Source organism: Mesorhizobium sp. M0208, from assembly GCF_040322015.1.
GTDB lineage: Bacteria > Pseudomonadota > Alphaproteobacteria > Rhizobiales > Rhizobiaceae > Mesorhizobium.
The window spans coordinates 12,292-31,027 of record NZ_JAMYSP010000003.1; the positions used below are offsets into that span (position 1 = coordinate 12,292).

16 protein-coding genes are annotated in these 18,736 nt (G+C 63.5%); 6 read left to right on the forward strand and 10 right to left on the reverse strand.

Annotated elements, in window-relative coordinates; all coding sequences use genetic code 11:
* The first annotated feature begins 29 nt into the window (after positions 1–29).
* Positions 30–1,406: an MFS transporter gene (locus NKJ17_RS03810; protein ID WP_352504865.1), complete on the forward strand. Its 1,377-nt coding sequence runs from the start codon at positions 30–32 to the stop codon at positions 1,404–1,406.
* Between the two features lie 39 nt (positions 1,407–1,445).
* Here NKJ17_RS03810 and purH read toward each other — a convergent pair whose 3' ends face one another.
* The 5 genes from purH to htpX all read right to left on the reverse strand — a co-directional run bounded on the left by purH (position 1,446) and on the right by htpX (position 7,723).
* Positions 1,446–3,062, reverse strand: a complete 1,617-nt coding sequence (purH, locus tag NKJ17_RS03815; protein WP_352687063.1) for a bifunctional phosphoribosylaminoimidazolecarboxamide formyltransferase/IMP cyclohydrolase — start codon at positions 3,060–3,062, stop codon at positions 1,446–1,448.
* 84 nt (positions 3,063–3,146) lie between these two features.
* Positions 3,147–4,895, reverse strand: coding sequence for a heparinase II/III family protein (locus NKJ17_RS03820; RefSeq protein ID WP_352504867.1), 1,749 nt, complete (start codon positions 4,893–4,895; stop codon positions 3,147–3,149).
* A gap of 145 nt (positions 4,896–5,040) precedes the next feature.
* Complete coding sequence (locus tag NKJ17_RS03825) at positions 5,041–6,387, reverse strand: RsmB/NOP family class I SAM-dependent RNA methyltransferase (RefSeq protein WP_352504868.1); 1,347 nt, start codon at positions 6,385–6,387, stop codon at positions 5,041–5,043.
* Positions 6,384–6,710 (reverse strand): hypothetical protein, encoded by a 327-nt coding sequence (locus NKJ17_RS03830; RefSeq protein WP_352504869.1) that lies wholly within the window; start codon positions 6,708–6,710, stop codon positions 6,384–6,386. The genes NKJ17_RS03825 and NKJ17_RS03830 overlap by 4 nt, the downstream gene beginning before the upstream one ends.
* Positions 6,707–7,723: a zinc metalloprotease HtpX gene (gene htpX / locus NKJ17_RS03835; RefSeq protein WP_352504870.1), complete on the reverse strand. Its 1,017-nt coding sequence runs from the start codon at positions 7,721–7,723 to the stop codon at positions 6,707–6,709. The genes NKJ17_RS03830 and htpX overlap by 4 nt, the downstream gene beginning before the upstream one ends.
* Positions 7,724–7,840: 117 nt before the next feature.
* On the opposite strand from htpX, the gene NKJ17_RS03840 reads away from it, so the two are divergent.
* Positions 7,841–8,053, forward strand: coding sequence for a DUF1674 domain-containing protein (locus NKJ17_RS03840; RefSeq protein WP_352504871.1), 213 nt, complete (start codon positions 7,841–7,843; stop codon positions 8,051–8,053).
* A gap of 18 nt (positions 8,054–8,071) precedes the next feature.
* On the opposite strand, the gene NKJ17_RS03845 is transcribed toward NKJ17_RS03840, so the two are convergent.
* The gene (locus NKJ17_RS03845; protein WP_352687068.1) at positions 8,072–8,743 is read right to left on the reverse strand and encodes an HAD-IA family hydrolase; all 672 of its coding nucleotides are present in this window, start codon (positions 8,741–8,743) and stop codon (positions 8,072–8,074) included.
* Positions 8,744–8,922: 179 nt separating this feature from the next.
* Between NKJ17_RS03845 and NKJ17_RS03850 the strand changes: the two genes are divergently transcribed.
* The 3 genes from NKJ17_RS03850 to NKJ17_RS03860 all read left to right on the forward strand — a co-directional run bounded on the left by NKJ17_RS03850 (position 8,923) and on the right by NKJ17_RS03860 (position 13,138).
* Positions 8,923–9,792 (forward strand): transglutaminase-like domain-containing protein, encoded by an 870-nt coding sequence (locus NKJ17_RS03850; RefSeq protein WP_352504873.1) that lies wholly within the window; start codon positions 8,923–8,925, stop codon positions 9,790–9,792.
* Positions 9,793–10,120: 328 nt separating this feature from the next.
* On the forward strand, positions 10,121–11,482 hold the full coding sequence (locus tag NKJ17_RS03855) for a pilus assembly protein TadG-related protein (protein WP_352479566.1): 1,362 nt from the start codon (positions 10,121–10,123) through the stop codon (positions 11,480–11,482).
* 387 nt (positions 11,483–11,869) lie between these two features.
* Complete coding sequence (locus tag NKJ17_RS03860) at positions 11,870–13,138, forward strand: class I SAM-dependent methyltransferase (protein ID WP_352504874.1); 1,269 nt, start codon at positions 11,870–11,872, stop codon at positions 13,136–13,138.
* Here NKJ17_RS03860 and NKJ17_RS03865 read toward each other — a convergent pair whose 3' ends face one another.
* On the reverse strand, positions 13,139–13,882 hold the full coding sequence (locus NKJ17_RS03865; protein WP_352504875.1) for an MOSC domain-containing protein: 744 nt from the start codon (positions 13,880–13,882) through the stop codon (positions 13,139–13,141).
* On the reverse strand, positions 13,882–15,837 hold the full coding sequence (acs, locus tag NKJ17_RS03870; protein ID WP_352504876.1) for an acetate--CoA ligase: 1,956 nt from the start codon (positions 15,835–15,837) through the stop codon (positions 13,882–13,884). Before acs ends, NKJ17_RS03865 begins: the two co-directional genes overlap by 1 nt.
* Positions 15,838–16,142: 305 nt before the next feature.
* Here acs and NKJ17_RS03875 point away from each other — a divergent pair, with 305 nt between their 5' ends.
* Positions 16,143–16,415 (forward strand): usg protein, encoded by a 273-nt coding sequence (locus NKJ17_RS03875; RefSeq protein ID WP_254820441.1) that lies wholly within the window; start codon positions 16,143–16,145, stop codon positions 16,413–16,415.
* Between the two features lie 41 nt (positions 16,416–16,456).
* Here NKJ17_RS03875 and NKJ17_RS03880 read toward each other — a convergent pair whose 3' ends face one another.
* Both NKJ17_RS03880 and NKJ17_RS03885 read right to left on the reverse strand, forming a co-directional pair.
* On the reverse strand, positions 16,457–17,491 hold the full coding sequence (locus NKJ17_RS03880) for an aldo/keto reductase (protein ID WP_352504877.1): 1,035 nt from the start codon (positions 17,489–17,491) through the stop codon (positions 16,457–16,459).
* Positions 17,492–17,547: 56 nt separating this feature from the next.
* Entirely contained in the window at positions 17,548–18,729 is a 1,182-nt protein-coding gene (locus NKJ17_RS03885) for an MFS transporter (protein WP_352687073.1), read from the reverse strand.
* Between the last annotated feature and the right edge of the window lie 7 nt (positions 18,730–18,736).

Here is an 18,736-nt window from a genome sequence, read left to right on the forward strand (position 1 = left end):
GGCATTGAGCAAGCTCCAGCGGAGGGGACATGGCTGAGATGGCAGTGCAGCGGGCGTCGGGACGCGGCATCTGGGGATGGATGCTGTTCGACTGGGCGGCACAGCCGTTTTTCACGGTCGTCACTACCTTCATCTTCGGTCCTTATTTCGTCTCGCGCATGGCCAGCAATCCCGAGACCGGGCAAGCGGCCTGGGGCTACGGCATTGCCGCCGCCGGCCTCATCATTGCCGTTTTGTCGCCGGTCCTCGGTTCGATTGCCGACCAGACCGGACCGCGAAAGCCGTGGATAGCCTTCTTCGCCGCGGTCAAGATCACCTGCCTCACCCTGCTGTGGTTCGCCGCGCCCGGCTCTGATCTTTTTCTGGTCGTGGCGTTGTTCTCGCTGGCGTCGGTCGCGGCGGAATTCTCGACCGTGTTCAATGATTCGATGATGCCCCGCCTGGTGCCGAAGAGCGACATCGGCAGGATCTCGAACATGGCCTGGGGGCTCGGCTATCTCGGCGGCATGATCGCACTGATCTTTGTCGTTACCGTCATGGCCGGCTCGCCTGAAACCGGCAAGACCGTTGTTGGGCTGGACCCGATCTTCGGCCTCGATCCCAGGCTCGGCGAGGACGCGCGCGCCACCGGACCGTTGTCGGCGGCCTGGTATTTCCTGTTCATCCTGCCGATGTTCTTCTTCACGCCGGATGCAATCAAAGGCATTCCAATCGGGCCGGCGGTGCGCGAGGGACTGTCGGAACTGAAGTCGACGCTGGCCGAAGTGCGCAAGCGCAGCGGCATTTTTCGCTTTCTCGTCGCCCGCATGATCTATCAGGACGGCGTCAACGCGCTGCTGGCGTTGGGCGGAACGTTTGCGGCGGCAATGTTCCATTGGTCGATTACCGAGATCGGCCTGTTCGGCATCATCCTCAACGTCGTCGCCATAGTCGGATGCCTGGTTGCCGCACGCCTCGACACGGCGCTGGGTTCCAAGTCCATAGTGATGATTTCGCTGGTCATGCTGAGCATCGCCACGCTCGGCATCGTCTCGACCGGCCCGGGCTATACGCTGTTCGGCGCCTGGGTGATGCCCGGACTGGACGGCGGCGGATTGTTCGGCACGGCGGCGGAAAAAGCCTACATTTTCTACGGCCTGCTGATCGGGCTTGCTTTCGGGCCGGTGCAGGCATCGTCGCGCTCCTACATGGCGCGCAGCGTCTCCGCGGCCGAATCGGGCCGCTATTTCGGCATCTATGCGCTGGCCGGCCGAGCAACCAGTTTTGCCGCACCTTTCATGGTGGCCACGATCACCCTGGCCAGCGGCTCGGCGCGGCTCGGCATGGCGGCGATCGTGCTGTTCCTCGGAGCGGGCATGGCGATCCTGATCGGCACGCCCTATCCGGCGGATCGGCCGGCGGAGTGATCTGCTCGTCCCTTCTCCCACAGAGGGAAGGGAGGGAGTTCAATGCCTGAAATGCCTCACGCCGGTAAACACCATGGCGATGCCGTGAGCATCGGCGGCGGCGATGACATCGTCGTCGCGCATCGAGCCGCCGGGCTGGATGACGGCGGTGGCGCCGGCTTCGATTGCCGACAAAAGCCCATCCGCGAACGGGAAAAAGGCATCCGAGGCGACGACAGAGCCCTTGGTCAAAGGCTCCGTCAGACCGGCAGCCTCGGCCGCGTCGAGCGCCTTGCGCGCGGCGATGCGCGAGGAATCGACCCGGCTCATCTGGCCGGCGCCGATGCCGACTGTAGCGCCATCCCTGGCATAGACGATGGCGTTCGACTTGACGTGCTTTGCCACGCGAAAGGCGAATTTCAGATCGGCCAATTCGGCCGGCGTCGGAGCGCGGCTGGTCACCACTTTCAGGTCGAGGTCATCGATCACCGCATTGTCGCGGCCCTGGACCAGCAAGCCGCCGGCAACCGATTTCAAGCCAAGGCCCGCCGCGCGCGGGTCGGGCAGGCCGCCGGTAACCAGCAGGCGTAGATTCTTCTTGGCGGCAATGATGCGGACTGCTTCCTCGGACGCCTCTGGTGCGATGATCACTTCGGTAAAGGTCTTGACGATCTCTTCGGCGGTTCCGGCGTCGAGGATGCGGTTCATGGCGACGATGCCGCCGAAGGCAGAGACCGGATCGCAGGCCAGCGCCTTGGCATAGGCCGCGTGCAGCGAAGCGGCTTCGGCGACGCCGCACGGGTTGGCGTGCTTGATGATGGCAATTGCGGCGGAGCGGGTCGGATCGAATTCGCCGACCAGCTCGAAGGCGGCGTCGGTGTCGTTGATGTTGTTGTAGGAAAGCTGCTTGCCCTGAAGCTGGCGCGCCGTAGCGACGCCCGGCCGCCTGTCGCCATTGACATAGAAGCCGGCGCCCTGATGCGGGTTTTCGCCATAGCGCATCACCGATTGCAGCTTGCCGCCGAAGGCGCGCCATGTCGGATGCTCGATCTCGAGCGCCTCGGCGAACCATCCCGAGATCGCCGCATCGTAGGTGGCAGTACGGGCAAAGGCCTTGGCTGCCAGCTTCTTGCGGAAATCCAGCGACAGCGAGCCGAAATTCATCTCCAGCGCGTTGAGCACCGAGGCATAGTCGTCAGGGTCGGTGACGATACCGACATAGGCGTGGTTCTTGGCCGAGGCACGGATCATCGCCGGGCCGCCAATATCGATGTTCTCGACGATCGCCGCGTAGTCGGCGCCGGAGCGGCGCACCTCTTCGAATGGATAGAGATTGGAGACGACGAGATCTATAGGCTCGATACCGTGGTCGCGCATCGCAGCGGCGTGCTCGGGATCGTCGCGCACGCCGAGCAGTGCGCCATGCACCGACGGGTGCAGCGTCTTGACGCGGCCGTCCATGATCTCGGGAAAGCCGGTGAGCTCGGATACGTCGCGCACGGCCATGCCGGCCTCGGCGATCGCCTTTGCGGTGCCGCCGGTCGAAACCAGCTCGACGCCGGCCGAAGCCAGCGCCTTGGCGAAGTCGATCAGGCCGGTCTTGTCGAAGACGGAGAGCAGCGCGCGACGGATCGGAACAAGGTCGGGCGCGGGAATGTTCTTGGCGGCGACGGCCATGGGCTGGCGGCCTTTCCAGTTCTGGTTGGAGAGCGTCCGCGGGCCGTAGCACATGAGGCCCGGAAATCAAGCAGCAAGGCTTGATCAGTGTTTGCCGTTGCCACTGGCTTCAGCTTTTTCCGGATGACCACCGATAGTAGTCCGCGTCAATTGCCAGTGGACCTCGGAAATCTCCGAGGCTTTGAACGCAAGCACGATCTGCCGGCTGCGGCGCGGGCCGCCGAGCCCGGCGAAATAGATCGATTCCTCGACCTCGGGTGCCACTTCGGTGGAGGTAAACACCCAGGTGTCGGCATGGTCGGCGGCCAGCACCAGACGGTCATGCTCATCCTGGAGCAGGTTTATGTCGGGATGGACATGGAAACGCACCGTGACGAAATCACGGCCATTGTTGCGGATAGAGGCGCCGCCCGGCCGCAGGAAGCGGTCCCTGCCGGCAAGCACATTGCCTTCGGTCGATAATTTCAGCTCGCGCTCATGCAGGAAGCCGAAGCGCGCCCCATAGCCGTCATGGCGGGCGATGAAGCCCTGGCTGCCCTTCTGGTCGGTGCGCTTGCAAGGCACATGCTGCGGTCCGCCGATCAAAGGCGTGCCGAGCAGGTCGTTGACGCGCAGGGAGTGGTTGAAGCGCGCCGACGACGTGTCGTTGATGGTGGCGGTCGAATGGGCGGCGGTGGCGCGGGCAAGCGGCCGGAACTCGGCGGCGCCATAGGTGTCTATGCCGGCGTTGACGATATAGTGCTGGCGGCCCGACGACAATTCGAAGGCGAGGCACCCGGCGTGAGCGGCATTGGACACGTCGACGGGCGGCGGCGGTCCGGTATCGGCGATCACGGTGACACCCCCCATCGACAGGCGCTCATAACCCGAATGCGGCGCGTGCAGCAATGGTGCGCCGGCGGTGTCGTCGTGATGCAGGATGCTGGCGATACGGTCGTGGATGGTGGCGCCCATGCCGTTGAAGCGGGCAAGGCTGCCATCCTGATGGCGAAAGAAGCGCAGCGCCGGCAGCATCCGGTCGATGGCGCCGATCAGGGCGGCCGGCGGTGTCTCGGCCTGATTGGCGTATGTCTGGCGCAACGGCAGAAGGTCGGCGAGGATTTCAAGCACGGCCATCGGATTGCGCGAGATATGGCCGCCGTCAGGCAGGATCTGGCGGTCGATCTCCTCGGCGAGACTGCGGGTGGCACCGCGCAGCGCCGAGGCCGGCGCCGGCAGCGACAAAGCGGCAAAGGCCAGCGCAATGCGCGCGCGCAGCCTGTCCTTGCCGTCCGGCATCTCGCGCGCCATGGCGCGCAGATAGCGGATCTGGACGGCAAGCGATTTCAGGAAGGCGCGGTAGAACGGAAATTCGGCGCCCTGCAACACGATCGAGGAATGCTGCAGCCAGGCAATGACGCGCTTGGCCGTCGTGCCGGGCTCCCAGGCGACGCCGGAAATATGGCTGCCATGGATTGCAATCCAGTCGGAAACCAACGCCCGCGCGTTGGCGGCGGCGAGCTCGGTACGCGCGGCACGCATGTGGCGCAGCCAGCGAAAGCCATGCAGCGTCTTTTGCCAGCCGGGATTGGGCACGTCGATCTGGAAGGGCGATTTGCCGCCGGTCTCGACCAGATGCCCCGAAAGCGGATAGCGGCCGTAATAGATCTCGAGCGCAATCTGAGGATCGGCGAGGCGCAGGTCCGGCGGGGCGATCAGGACGCGCTCCGGCGTGCGGCCTGAGTAGCGCCAGCGATAGAGTGGTCCGGCACGCAAGCGCCGGCGCGCCTTGCGCCAGAACTCCCTCGCGACAAGCGTCCACAGACGCGTCGTGTTACCGGCAGCGATTGCCAAAATCTCTCCTGATCGTCCTCACCCAGGCACAAGTTTATATGATTCAAGAACTTGTGCGAAGGCGAATTCCGCGGCAGCGTGGCCGTTCAGCCTGTTTTCCGTGCCTCCTCGCTCCAAAAGGCCGGACGCGCTTCGATATCTGCCCTTAGCCGGCTCTGCGCATGCGGGCGGCGAAGAAGCCGTCCAGCCCGGAACGGGCAGGGGAGCCAAGCTCCAGGTCGGCAGGCGTGGTGCGCAACGTGCCTTGCGGCGTCAGGAACGGGTCGATGCCGGCGATCTCACCCGGCCGAAGCGGGTCGTCGATGATTTCCGCATTGCCGGCGAGAAAGCCGCGATAAAGCTCTTCGCCTTCGAGCGGATCGAGCGAACAGTTGGAAAAGACGATGCGTCCGCCAGGCTTGACCAGGGTGACGGCCCGGGCAAGCAGCCGGCGTTGCAGGTCGGCCAGTTTTTCGACGTCGGCCGCCGTCTTCGTCCAGGGGACGTCGGGGTGCCGGCGCACCGTGCCGGTCGAAGAGCAAGGTGCGTCGAGGAGGACGGCGTCGAAGCGGTCCTTCGGCTCGTATTTGAGCAGATCGGCCTGCACTATCTCCGCGGCCAGGCCGAGCCGTTCGAGGTTCTGCGTCAGCCGTGCCAGCCGCGTTCTGGACATGTCGAGGGCGGTGACGTGGGCGCCGGCGAGGATCAACTGGGCGGTCTTGCCGCCCGGCGCGGCACAGAGGTCGGCGATTCGCAAACCATTGATGTCGCCGAACAGCCGGGCCGGCAGGCTGGCCGCCGCGTCCTGAACCCACCAGGCGCCTTCCCCAAAGCCGGGCAGTTCGGTCACGGAAGCGCTGAGCTTTTCCACCCGCACCGTGCCGGTCGGCAAGACGAAGCCACCGAGCCGTTCGGCCCACAGCGCCGGGCCCGACTTGACGGTGAAATCGACCGGCGCCTCATGGCGATGGGCGAGCAGTATCTGCCTGGTCTTGTCGAGGCCGTAGACCGTTTTCAAACGGTCGGAAAACCATTTTGGCGCCTCGTCGGTGGCCGCAACCGCCGCCGCGAGCTCATCCTGCTTGGCCCGCGCCAACGTACGCAGTACGCCGTTGACGAGGCCGGAAAAGCGCGCCGTGCGCGGATCGGACTTGGCATGCGTCACGGCGAGGTCGACGGCGGCGCTGTCGGGAACATCGAGGAACAGGATCTGCGCCGCCGCCCCATGCAAGATGTGCGAAAGCGCCGTGGCGTTGGGCGGCAGCGGCTTTTCCAGGCGGCGGGCCAACAGGCCTGATATGGTCATGCGGTAGCGCAGGGCGGTGACCAGAATGGCGCGCACCAGGGCGCGGTCGCGCAGGTCGAGCGCCTTGTATTGCGGATGGCCGTTTTCATGGTCGGTCAGCCCGTCGAGCGGCGTTCTCGCGTCGATGACGGCGGCAAGCAGCCGCGCGGCTGCCTTGCGCGCGGCGAGACCGCGAGCTTCTGAAGCCTCACTGTGAGTTGGCCTCATTGTGCCGGCGATCGGTTGACTAGTTTAAATATGGCGCTGACAAAATCTTCTTTGCTTCCTAGGGGTGAGGTCACCTGAATGTAGTCTTTCTCAACCTTGTCAACATAGTCCGCGACTTGCTTTGGAGATGCACCATCCCCGACAAGTCGGACGATGTGGTGGAGATAGGTGTCATATTCGTTTTCAGGAAGCGGACGAAATTCCAGTTCACTTGATGTTTCCATGTTCGCCATCGGTATGCCGATAGGGTTCCAGTGCCTTGCACAAAGATCGCGTATTTCCGCCAGCGAGATCCCGCCTTTTTTGTCTGTCGCGCTCGTCACGACCACGGACCTTTAGGCCCGGTCGGATTGCGTCCCCAGGGATTGGGTTTCGGCCTGGCCGGCTCGGCCGGCCTTTCGGGCCGGGCGGCCCTTTCCCACGGACCCGACGGCTGCTGCCCGATCCCGTCCGGCGCCGGGCTTGGCGTCGCGGCCGCTTCGGGTGCGCCGGCCATCTGTTGCGCCATCCGCTGCAGGGCGGCGATGCGGTTTTCGGTGCTCGGGTGGGTGGAGAACAAATTGTCCATGCGCTCGCCGGAAAGAGGATTGATGATGAAGAGATGGGCGGTTGCCGGATTGCGCTCGGCATCCGGGTTGCGGATGCGTTCGGCGCCACGGGCGATCTTGTCAAGCGCCGAGGCGAGCCACAGCGGGTGTCCACAGATTTCGGCACCGCGCCGGTCGGCCTCGTATTCGCGAGTGCGGCTCACCGCCATCTGCACGATCATGGCGGCCAAAGGCGCGACGATCATTGCCACCAGCACGCCGACGATGCCGAAGGAATTGTTGTTGTCGCGGTTACCGCCGAAGAAGAAGGCGAAGTTGCCGAGCATCGAAATTGCGCCGGCGAAGGTGGCGACGATCGTCATGGTCAGCGTATCGCGGTGCTGCACATGGGCGAGCTCGTGCGCCATCACCGCCGCGACTTCTTCATGCGATAGCCGCTCGAGCAGGCCAGTGCTGGCGGCGACAGCGGCATTTTGCGGATTGCGGCCGGTGGCGAAGGCATTGGGCTGCGGATTGTCGATGAGATAGGTCCTCGGCATCGGCAGACCGGCGCGTCGGGCGAGGCCCTGCACGATGGCGTAATATTCAGGCGCGTTGCTTTCGTCGACCTCGATCGCTCGGTGCATCGCCAGCACCATCTTGTCGGCGTTCCAATAGCTGAACAGATTGGTGCCGGCAGCGATCAGCAAAGCGATCATCATGCCGCCGGATCCGCCGACCAGATAACCGACGCCCATGAACAGGGCCGTCATTGCGGCCAAAAGCATGGCGGTGCGAAGGGTGTTCATTGTCTGCTCCGTTCTGCCCAACAAAGGGGTCGATCCCTTGTGGACCCATCGCTATATGATGGGAAACAGCGGTTCTCGTTTCAATCGGGGGCCCGTTTCAATCTACCGGAAGATCGCATGATCGACGAATCCAACAAAACACAGGCTCACCACGCGCCGCAAAAGGCGCTGACGCCGGCAGCCCGGCGCGCTTTGGCGGAGGCCGAGGCCCGGCGGCAAAAATATCGCGAGACGGAAGCCACGCTGCCGAGGGAGATCGGCGGGCGCGGCGGCAAGGAGCCTGGCCGCTACGGCGACTGGGAGATCAAGGGCCTGACCAGCGACTTTTAGCCCAGGCAGGGCGCCAAACTACGCAGGCTGCGCCGTCCGCTCCGCTTCGATGGCAATCCAGCCGCTGGCATCGACGGCGATGCCGATCGCGTCATAGCCGGCGATAGCGGCATGCGGCGTCTGCAAAGGATGCCGGTGCGTGGCGCTGATCACCACGATTGCGGCGCCCGCGGCTTCGGCTGCCGCTATGCCGGCCGGCGCGTCCTCGAAGACAAGGCAGTCGCGCACATCGACGCCGAGCCGTTCGGCCGCCAGCCGGAAGCAGTCGGGCGCCGGCTTGCCGCGGGCCACGTCCTCCGCCGCAACGATCACGGCGGGAGCCGGAATGCCGGCGGCCTGCAGGCGCAGCAGGGCGAGTTCGCGCGGCGCGGAGGTGGCGATCGCCCAACTCCCAGGCGGCAGCGATGCGAGGAACGCCGCGGCGCCGGCGATCGGGCGAATGCCCTCGACATCGGCTGCCTCGGCCTGCAAAAGCGCATCGGCTTCGCGGGCAGGATCGACGCCTGGCAGCGCCAGCCGGCCGATGGTCTCGATCGCCCGCACGCCGTGGATGGTCGGCAGGAATGCGGCGACGTCAAGACCTTGCCGACGCGCCCAAGCTGCCCAGACCCTTTCCGCCGCGGCAATCGAATTGAGAATCGTGCCGTCCATATCGAACAGGAAGGCCGCAAATTTTCTGCCTGCAAACATCGGTTTTCCCGGGTCATCCTGGAGGGATTATTTTCGAAGGACGCGTGTCGATCGACCGTAACGTTGCCGCGTCCGTATGGGAAGCCGCGAGGCGTCGTTTTCGACGTTCGCAAGGAACCGCCGCGCACTCTCCTGCGTTGACCAGCACTATCTTCCATGACGATCGTAGGGGGACGGCGATGCTGATCAGGCTCGGCTATGAAATTGGCATTGAATGCGCTGCAGCCACGCCGATTGTTTCGCTGCTCGAGATCCACAGGGATCGCCAGGTCGACATCAAGCGGCAGACGCGCGTGCTGACCTCGCCGTCGGTCCCGACCAGGGTCTACCACGATCTTTTCGGCAATAGCTGCCGCCGCTTCACGGCGCCGGCCGGAAGCTTTCGCATCCTCTATGACGCGGTGGTCGAGGACAGCGGTGAGGCGGACGAAGTCAACACGCTGGCCAGGGAAGTTCCGGTCGCCGAATTGCCGGACGAGGTGCTCGGCTATCTGCTCGGCAGCCGTTACTGCGAGACCGACCATCTCGGCGACCTGGCCTGGCAACTGTTCGGCCAGCTTCCGCCGGGCTGGGCGCGGGTGCAGGCGATCGTCGACTATGTCCACAACCGCCTGTCCTTCGGCTACGGTTATGCGCGCTCGACCCGCACGGCGGCGCAGGCGCATGAGGAACGCGTCGGCGTCTGCCGCGACTTTGCCCATCTGGCGATCACGCTCTGCCGCTGCATGAATATCCCGGCCCGCTACGTGAACGGCTATCTCGGCGATATCGGCGTGCCCGCGGATCCGGCGCCGATGGACTTCTCGGCCTGGATGGAAGTGTTCCTCGACGGCAAGTGGTACACGTTCGATCCCCGCCACAACGTGCCGAGAATCGGCCGTGTCGTCATTGCGCGTGGCCGCGACGCCACCGATGTGCCGCTGTTGCACAGTTTCGGCCCGCACCGGCTCAGCCTGTTCAAGGTCTGGACCTACGAGCAGGAAGGCAACCTGTTCAGGCCGCCCTATCGCGGCCTCGACAGGACCGTCACCGCACGGGTGCTGGCCTAATCCTCCCGGAGACATCCACAGCCGTGTTTCCACGTCCCGCCATCGCGGTCGTGCTGATCCGGTTCGAGACATCTCTTCTGTACCGGATCGGGACGCAGTCCGGCCGTTCCGAATTGCGAGCCGGATCGTGGTAAGCGCTTTGTGAACAAAGCTGCGCCGACGCGGCTTTCGTTTACCGGCTGTTTACCTTGTCGCCGCTCGAAACCGTTTGGAAACAATGCCCTGAGCGGGGGGCGCTCGCTTTCCCGCGCCCGGCGGCGCGATCCGGCCGGATTCCTGCAATGCGCGTTCGGACAGCTGCAGGCTGTAGCGAATGGAGGCGGAAGGAATGCGGCGTTTCGGGGGTCTTGTTCAGGCGATCGGCGGGTTTGCCGGGGATCGCAGCGGAAATTTCGCGGTGCTGTTTGGTATAATCGGCTCAGTACTGGCGCTGAGCGTCGGCTTTGCCGTCAACGTCTCCCAACTCTACAATGTGAAATCGAGCCTGCAAGGCGTCGTCGATGCTGCGGTCACCTCGACGGCCCGCGACCTGACGACCAGCGTCATCAGCGAGGCTGACGCCAGCAAATCGGTGCAGGCCTTTCTCGATGCCAACAGCACGGCGGGTATCCTGCAGGACAATCAGATCGTTCTCGACAAACTGACTGTCGACCGAATCGCCAAGACCGTTCAGGCGGACGTTCATGTCAATGTCAGCTATTATTTCCCGCTTTTCAGCACGGGTAGCATGCAGCGCGTTCCCGCATCGACGACGGCTCTCTATTCGGACAAGCAGATCGAAGTCGCGATGATGCTCGATGTTACCGGCTCGATGGCAGGCCAGAAAATCATCGATCTGCGGACGGCTGCGGCGAATGCTGTCGACAGCTTCCTGGGCGGTCAGGACCCGTCCAAACCGCGCGTGCGGGTTGCCATCGTGCCTTATGCCAATTCGGTGAATGCCGGTACACTTGCCACCAGCAGCGTCTATGTGGAAACCACCGCCAGCCAACGCAAACAGGCGCCGGCCAATGACGCCGTGCAGTATGTCTCGGGCTTCATCCGTCCCGATAATTGCGCCACAGAACGCAAGGGGACCTACCAGTATTCGGACGCAGGCCCCGACGCCAGCATGGTCAACCGCGACTACCTGCTGTCGTCCTTCGCCTGGCAAACCGGCACCGCCGCCTGCCCGGCCGCCACGCTGATGCCGCTGACGGCCGATGCGACGGCGCTCAAGACGGTCATCAAGAATTTCGTCGCCTCCGGCGGCACTGCCGGCCATATCGGCGTGCAGTGGACCTGGTACATGCTCTCGGAGAGCTGGGGGAGCATAATGAGGACTTCGCAGCGGCCGGCCAAGATGGATCCAAAAAAGGTCGCCAAAATCGCGATCCTGATGACCGACGGCGAATTCAACCTGTCCTACTTCGATGCGAGCACGGTGAGCGACGTTTACAATGACGCCGGCAAGGAGCCGACCCGCACGGCAGCCAAGAAACTTTGCGCTGCCATGCGCGACAAGGGCATCGAGATCTTCACTATTGGATTTGACCTAAACGAAACGAATGCCAAGGCGACGCTCCAGGATTGCGCGAGCCCGGACACCACCAAGATCAAGCACTTCTACCAAGCTGCCAATGGAACCGAACTCAACCAGGCTTTCCAGGACATAGCGCGCAACGTCGAGATGTTGAGCGTAACCAAATAAGGGACAACAGCCCAAAAAGGAAAAGGCCGCCGCTTCTTGCGAAGTCGGCGGCCTTCCGTGTTTCCGTCCATGGCGCGGCTCCTGGCTGCGACGGTTGGTCGCCAGCCGCGCATCTCGCGCCTTAACGGGAAGACTGCTTCCCGAAAGTGCGATCCGCTGAGGCCACGTTCTGGAAAACGAAATCACTCGACATCGGATCACCTCCTTTCGATTTGTTGAACACTTGCTCATGATGGGGTGTCATCCGGCAAATGGCAAGGCGGGGCACTCGAAAATCCTGAACAAGCGTGCTTGTGCACTCGGGCGGCTTGCGGCCGGCCGATCCGGCAGGCAAGATCGAGCCGCGATTGTTCCGGGCCGCTTTTTGCCGGGTAAGGGAGGATGGGGATGGAGGCAGCCGAAAGAGCGGCCCGGATTGTTCGGACGGTCATCGAAACGCTGAAACCGGGTTTCGCGGTGAGGCTGTGGACAGGCGAGCGGATCGGCCCGGCTACCGGCCCGGTGCTCACTATCAACGACCAGGACATCGTCTGGCAGATCGTACGTCGGCCCTCTTTATCGACGCTGATCGAGATGTGGATTGCCAAGGCGGTCGACGTCGAAGACGGATCGCTGTTTGATTTCTACGCCTTGCCCACGCACGGCAAGCTCAGGACGAAGCTCAAGACGTTGCCGAAGCTGGCGATCCTGCGCGACCTGCCGGCGGTGCTGTTTTCGCGAAAACAGATGACGGCGCGAACCGATCTTTCCGGCCGCAATCCTTTCGTCAGCGGTTCGAGCCGGGAGGCAATCCAGCATCACTACGATATTTCCAACGCATTCTACCGGCTCTTCCTCGACGAGCGCATGGTCTATAGCTGCGGCTATTTCAAGGATTTCGCCAACGATATCGATCAGGCCCAAAGAGACAAGCTCGACCATATCTGCCGCAAGCTTCGGCTGAAGCCCGGCGAAAAACTGCTCGACATCGGCTGCGGCTGGGGAGCGATGCTCATCCATGCGGTGAAGAATTATGGCGTCGTCGGCCACGGTGTTTCGCTGTCGGAGGCACAGACCGAGCTCGCCCGCGAACGCATCCGCGCCGCGGGGCTGGAGGACCGCATCACCATCGAGATCAAGTCCTATGCCGAGCTGTCCGGCTCCTTCGACAAGATCTCGTCGATCGGCATGTTCGAGCATCTGGGGCTTGCCAACCATGCGGCCTATTTCTCGAGGATCCATCGCCTGCTCAAGCCCGGCGGCATCTATCTGCACCACGCCATCACCCGGCGCGACAAGGGCAGCTTGAAGAAGACGCTGCGAAAGGGGCCGGAATTCAAGGCGCTGATCAAATACATTTTTCCGGGCGGCGAACTCGATACGATCGGCATGACGCTCGGCAATCTCGAGGCGCACGGCTTCCTCGTCTACGACGTCGAAAACTTGCGCGAGCACTATGCGCGCACCTGCAGGCTATGGGCAGAGCGTCTCCACGCACGTTTTGACGAAGCCATCGCTGAGGTCGGCGAAGCCAAGGCGCGGCTCTGGCTGCTTTATCTCACCGGCTGCTCGATTACTTTCGAACGTGCATCGGCGCAGGTTTTCCAGACCGTCGCCACAAGGCGCGCGCGTGGGCCGAGCGGCCTGCCGCCGACGCGGGCGGATTTGTACCGATAGCTACAGGAGGCGCATCGTGGCGCCGATCTCGACGCGGGCCGGTCGATCGACGGTGCAGTAGACGCCGAGATTATGGGCGTTGTGGCGGACCAGGCTGCGCAGGATTGCCGGGTCGTGGTCCAACCCGTCCTGGCCAATGATGGTGAAGCCGCAGCGGCGGCACGGCTCGGAGATGGTCAGGAGCAGGTCGCCGATTGCCAGCTTGCGCCCGATCCATTCCGTCTCGGGGAACGACCCCTCGACCTCCGGCATATCGACGACGATGTTGGGGCGGAAGCGGCGCGCGTCGGCGGTGCCCTCTGGATGCAGCACTTTCAAACGCGCCAGTGAGGCGGTGGTCAGCAGATGAATAGGGGCTTTGACATAGCGTTCCGTCAGCAGAGGGCCGGCGTAATCCGGAGCCGCATTTTCCCGGCGGAACGGCCGGATGGAAGCCGCAAAGCCGAGATACGCGGAAACCGCGCGATCACTTTGCGCGCCAGGTGCCGAAAGCCAGCGTCCGTCGGGGATGGCGACCTCCAGCCTGCCGGCCTGCGACAGCCGGGTGCGGATGCGGGGCACCTTGTGCCATTTCGCTTCGCGGTCGGGCCGTGCGATTTCATCGGTCGAGGTATCGACAAGACCAAACAGGCGGTCGCCTTCGACGGTATACCAGTCGACGGAGATCGCCTCCTGAAACTCGCCGGCGAGCGAGCTCGCGGGATAGCGCCAAAGCTCGGTGACGGCGCCCAATGCGGGTTGCATCAGCCCTTCTTGTTTTGCCGGTTGGCGATCAGGTCGTCGACGACTGCCGGATCGGCGAGCGTCGAGGTGTCGCCGAGCGCGGCAAAATCATCCTCGGCGATCTTGCGCAGGATGCGCCGCATGATCTTGCCGGAACGGGTCTTCGGCAGGCCGGGCGCGAACTGGATCTTGTCGGGCGAAGCGATGGCGCCGATCTCCTTGCGGACATGGACGACGAGCTCCTGGCGCAATTCCTCGCTTGGCGTCTCGCCGGCCATCAGCGTGACATAGCAGTAGATGCCCTGGCCCTTGATATCGTGCGGGTAGCCGACGACGGCGGCCTCCGAGACCTTCTCATGCGAAACCAGCGCCGATTCGACCTCGGCGGTGCCCATGCGGTGGCCGGAGACGTTGATGACGTCGTCGACCCGGCCGGTGATCCAGTAGTAGCCGTCAGCATCGCGGCGGCAGCCGTCGCCGGTGAAGTACCTGCCCTTGTAAGTCGAGAAATAGGTCTGCACGAAGCGGTCGTGATCGCCATAGACGGTGCGCATCTGGCCCGGCCATGAGTCGGCAATGCAAAGATTGCCGCTGGCTTCGCCTTCCAGTACCTTGCCGTCGGCGTCGACCAGCTGCGGCTTGACGCCAAAGAAGGGCCGCGTCGCCGAACCCGCCTTGAGGTGGGTGGCGCCCGGAACCGGCGTGATCATGATGCCGCCGGTCTCGGTCTGCCACCAGGTGTCGACGATCGGCACCTTGCCGTTGCCGACGACGTTGAAATACCACTCCCAGGCTTCCGGATTGATCGGCTCGCCGACGGTGCCCAGCACGCGCAGCGACTTGCGCGACGTTTTGGTGACATGGGCATCGCCGGCGCCCATCAGCGCACGCAACGCCGTCGGCGCCGTGTAGAAGATGTTGACCTTGTGCTTGTCGATCACGTCCCAGAAACGCGACTGCGACGGGTAGTTCGGCACGCCTTCGAACATCAGCGTGGTGGCGCCGTTGGCGAGCGGCCCGTAGACGATATAGCTGTGACCGGTGACCCAGCCGACATCTGCGGTGCACCAGTAGATGTCGCCGTCATGATAGTCGAATACATATTGGTGGGTCATCGAGACATAGACGAGATAGCCGGCGGTGGTGTGCAGCACGCCCTTCGGCTTGCCGGTCGAGCCGGATGTGTAGAGGATGAACAGCGGGTCCTCGGCATTCATCTTCTCGGGCTTGCATTCGGCCTTAACCGTGGCGACCTCGTCATGGTACCAGACGTCGCGCCCGGCGGCCCAGCCGGTCTTGCCGCCGGTGCGGCGCACGACCAAGACCTTTTCGACTTTCGTTCCGGCCTTGGCGGCGATCTCGATCGCCTTGTCGGTGTTGTCCTTCAGCGGGATAGTCTTGCCGCCGCGCAGGCCTTCGTCGGCGGTAATGACGAAGGTCGACTTGCAGTCGTCGATGCGTCCGGCCAGCGCGTCCGGCGAAAAGCCGCCGAAGACGACCGAATGAATGGCGCCGATGCGCGTGCAGGCGAGCATCGCATAAGCGGCCTCCGGGATCATCGGCATGTAGATGGTGACGCGGTCGCCCTTCTTGACGCCGTGCTTCTTCATCACATTGGCGAGGCGGCAGACATGTGCGTGAAGTTCGTTATAGGTGATCTTCCTGTCGTCGTAGGGGTTGTCGCCTTCCCAGATGATGGCGGTCTGTTCGCCGCGCTTCTTCAGATGCCGGTCGATGCAGTTCCAGGAAACGTTTGTCTGGCCATCCTCGAACCATTTGATCGAAACCTTGCCGTCGAAGGACGTGTTCTTGACCTTGCTGTAGGGCTTGAACCAGTCGATGCGCTTGCCGTGCGTGCCCCAGAACTTGTCCGGGTTCTTGACGCTGTCGGCGTACCATTTCAGGTAGGTGTCATTGTCAATCAGCGCGTTCTTCTTCCACGCCGGCTGGACGCGATGGACATGAACATCGGACATTTCTTCGCCTTCCTCCCCAAAACCAAACCGCCGGCTTGACCGCCGGCAGGATCGCAGCGATGCGGCCGCGAATTCGCGCGCATTATTAACAGTTCGGCGGTGACGGCAACATTAGACGTTGGATTCGCGCGGCGGGATGCCGCAGGTGCCTTGCCGGGTGGTGTCAGCACTCTCGTGAGGCGGCTGCTAAGCGCATGTTTTTGCGGGAGGAATCTGGTTTGATCGCAGAAATATCAATAGACGAATAAGCAAATGGGGTGCACAATTTCAGGCTGGGAGGAAGGAGAATCAACCAGGGGACCGCAATGCGCGACCATTCAGAAATGGACCTGATGCTCAAGGGCTATGGCTTGACCACGGCCAAGATTCTTTATCACTTTCCCGATCATCCGCATCTGCTGCAGAGCTTCATCTGGCAGGATTACGACATCGCCCCGAAATTTCCGGTGCTGATCCGCTTCATCGAATTCTGGAAGGCCGAGCTCGAAGGCCCGCTGCATTCGGTGAGCTACACGCACCAGAAGCTGATCGCGCCGAACGAATGGCGCAAGGTCGACGGCGAGTTCGTGCTGCATTAGCCGGGGCGGCAGCCCGGGAGCCGCCGCCAGCTTTTGGAGCGTCAGACTGCGGGCGCGTTCAGCCGGGCAAACCCCTCCTGCCGGCGATAGGGAAAATACGGGTAGGGTGCGGTGACCTCACTTGCCGTGTCGAGCTTCTTCATCTGCTCGGCTGTCAAGGACCAGCCGACGGCGCCGAGATTCTGGCGCAACTGCTCCTCGTTGCGCGCGCCAATGATGACGGAGGCGACGGTCGGCCGCTGCAGCAGCCAATTAATGGCGATCTGCGGTATGGTCTTGCCGGTTTCCTCGGCGACAACATCAAGCGCGTCGACGACCCGATAGAGATGCTCATCCTCGACGGGCGGTCCGAAGCTTGCCGTGTCGTGCAGCCGGCTTTTCTCAGGCAGCTTCTGGCCACGGCGGATCTTGCCGGTCAGGCGGCCCCAGCCGAGTGGGCTCCACACCAGCGCACCGACACCCTGGTCGAGGCCGAGCGGCATCAACTCCCATTCATAATCGCGTCCGACCAGCGAGTAGTAGACCTGATGGGCGACGTATCGGGGATAGCCATATCTATCCGCCAGGCCGAGCGACTTCATCACTTGCCAGCCGGAAAAATTGGAGACGCCGACATAACGCAGCTTGCCGGCGCGCACGAGACCGTCCAGCGTCGACAGCACCTCCTCGATCGGTGTTGCGGCATCAAAGGCGTGCAGTTGCAGCAGGTCGATGTAATCGGTTCCAATACGCTTCAGCGCGTCTTCGACGGCCTTGATCAGGCGTGAACGTGACGAGCCGGCATCGTTGGGACCGTCGCCCATCGGCAGCGAGGTCTTGGTCGAGATCAGCACGGCGTCGCGGCGGCCCCTGATGGCAGCGCCGAGCACTTGTTCGGAAGCGCCAATCGAATAGACATCGGCGGTGTCGAACAGGTTGACGCCGGCCTCTAGGCAGATGTCGACCAGCCGCCGTGCTTCCGTCGCATCGCTGTTGCCCCAGGCGCCGAACAGCGGGCCTGAGCCGCCGAAGGTTCCAGCGCCGAACGAGAGTGCCGGGACCTTCAGGCCTGATGCGCCAAGATTTCGATAATCCATGGGTTTGCTCCTTGTGGAAGGATGGCTGTTTCAAGGATTGGTTGAGGTTTGCCGTTCTATGACGGCGCGATTTCCGGTGTGGAGAGGGCAGGGTCTCGGTCGAGGCGCAGAGCAAACGCCGCCACGGCAAGCGCTGAAAGCGGCAACAGGGCCGCGACCCAGGTGACGGCGCCGAGGCCGGGACCGTGCGCGATGACCACGCCGCCGAGCCAGGCGCCGGCCGCGTTGCCGAGGTTGAAGGCGGCGATGTTGAAGGACGAGGCGAGGCTCTGGCCGGCGCCTTGTGCCTTTTCCAGCACCCACATCTGCAGTGGCGCCACGGTGGCGAAGGCGGCGGCGCCGAGCAGGCCGACATAGATAACGGCCATGACCTGGCTGTGCAGGGCGAACGTCATGGTGCCGAGCACCAGCGCCAGGACGACGAGACTGCCGAGAACGGAAGGTAGCAGCCGGCGGTCGGCGAACTTGCCGCCGGCGATGTTGCCGGCGATGAGGCCGCCGCCGAAGACCAGCAGGATAGGCGACACCGCTGCTTCCTCAAAACCGGTGATCTCGGTCAGCAACGGAGCGATGTAGGTAAAGACGGCAAAGACGCCGGCATAGCCAAGCACGGTGGTGGCAAAGCCAAGCAGGACGGGCGTGCGGCCGAGCACGGCGAGATCGGCACGCAAATTGCTCTTCTCAGGTTCTGTTCGGCTGCGCGGCACCACCAAGAGAATGATGGCGGAGGCGGCGATGCCGACCAGGGTCACCGCCCAGAACGTCGCGCGCCAGCCGAAGGCCTGGCCGAGCCAAGTGCCGAAAGGCACGCCGAGGATGTTGGCGATGGTCAGGCCGGTGAACATCAGGGCGATCGCCGAAGCTTTCTTGTTGGGCGCCACCAGCCCGGTCGCCACGACCGAGCCAACGCCGAAGAAGGTGCCGTGGGCGAAGGCGGTCAGCACGCGCGCACCCATCAGCGTCCAGTAGTCTGGGGCAAGCGCACAGGCGAGGTTGCCCAGCGTGAAGATCGCCATCAGCGACAGAAGCACGGTCTTGCGCGGCCAACGGCCGGTTGCGATCGTCAGCAGCGGCGCGCCGATGACAACGCCGAGCGCATAGCCGGAAATAAGCTGGCCGGCAGCTGAGATCGAGACGTCGAGATCGGTGCTGACGTCGAGCAGCAGGCCCATGATGACGAATTCGGTGACGCCGATGCCGAACGCACCGGCGGCAAGAGCGTAAAGAGCAAGGGGCATGGCGGTT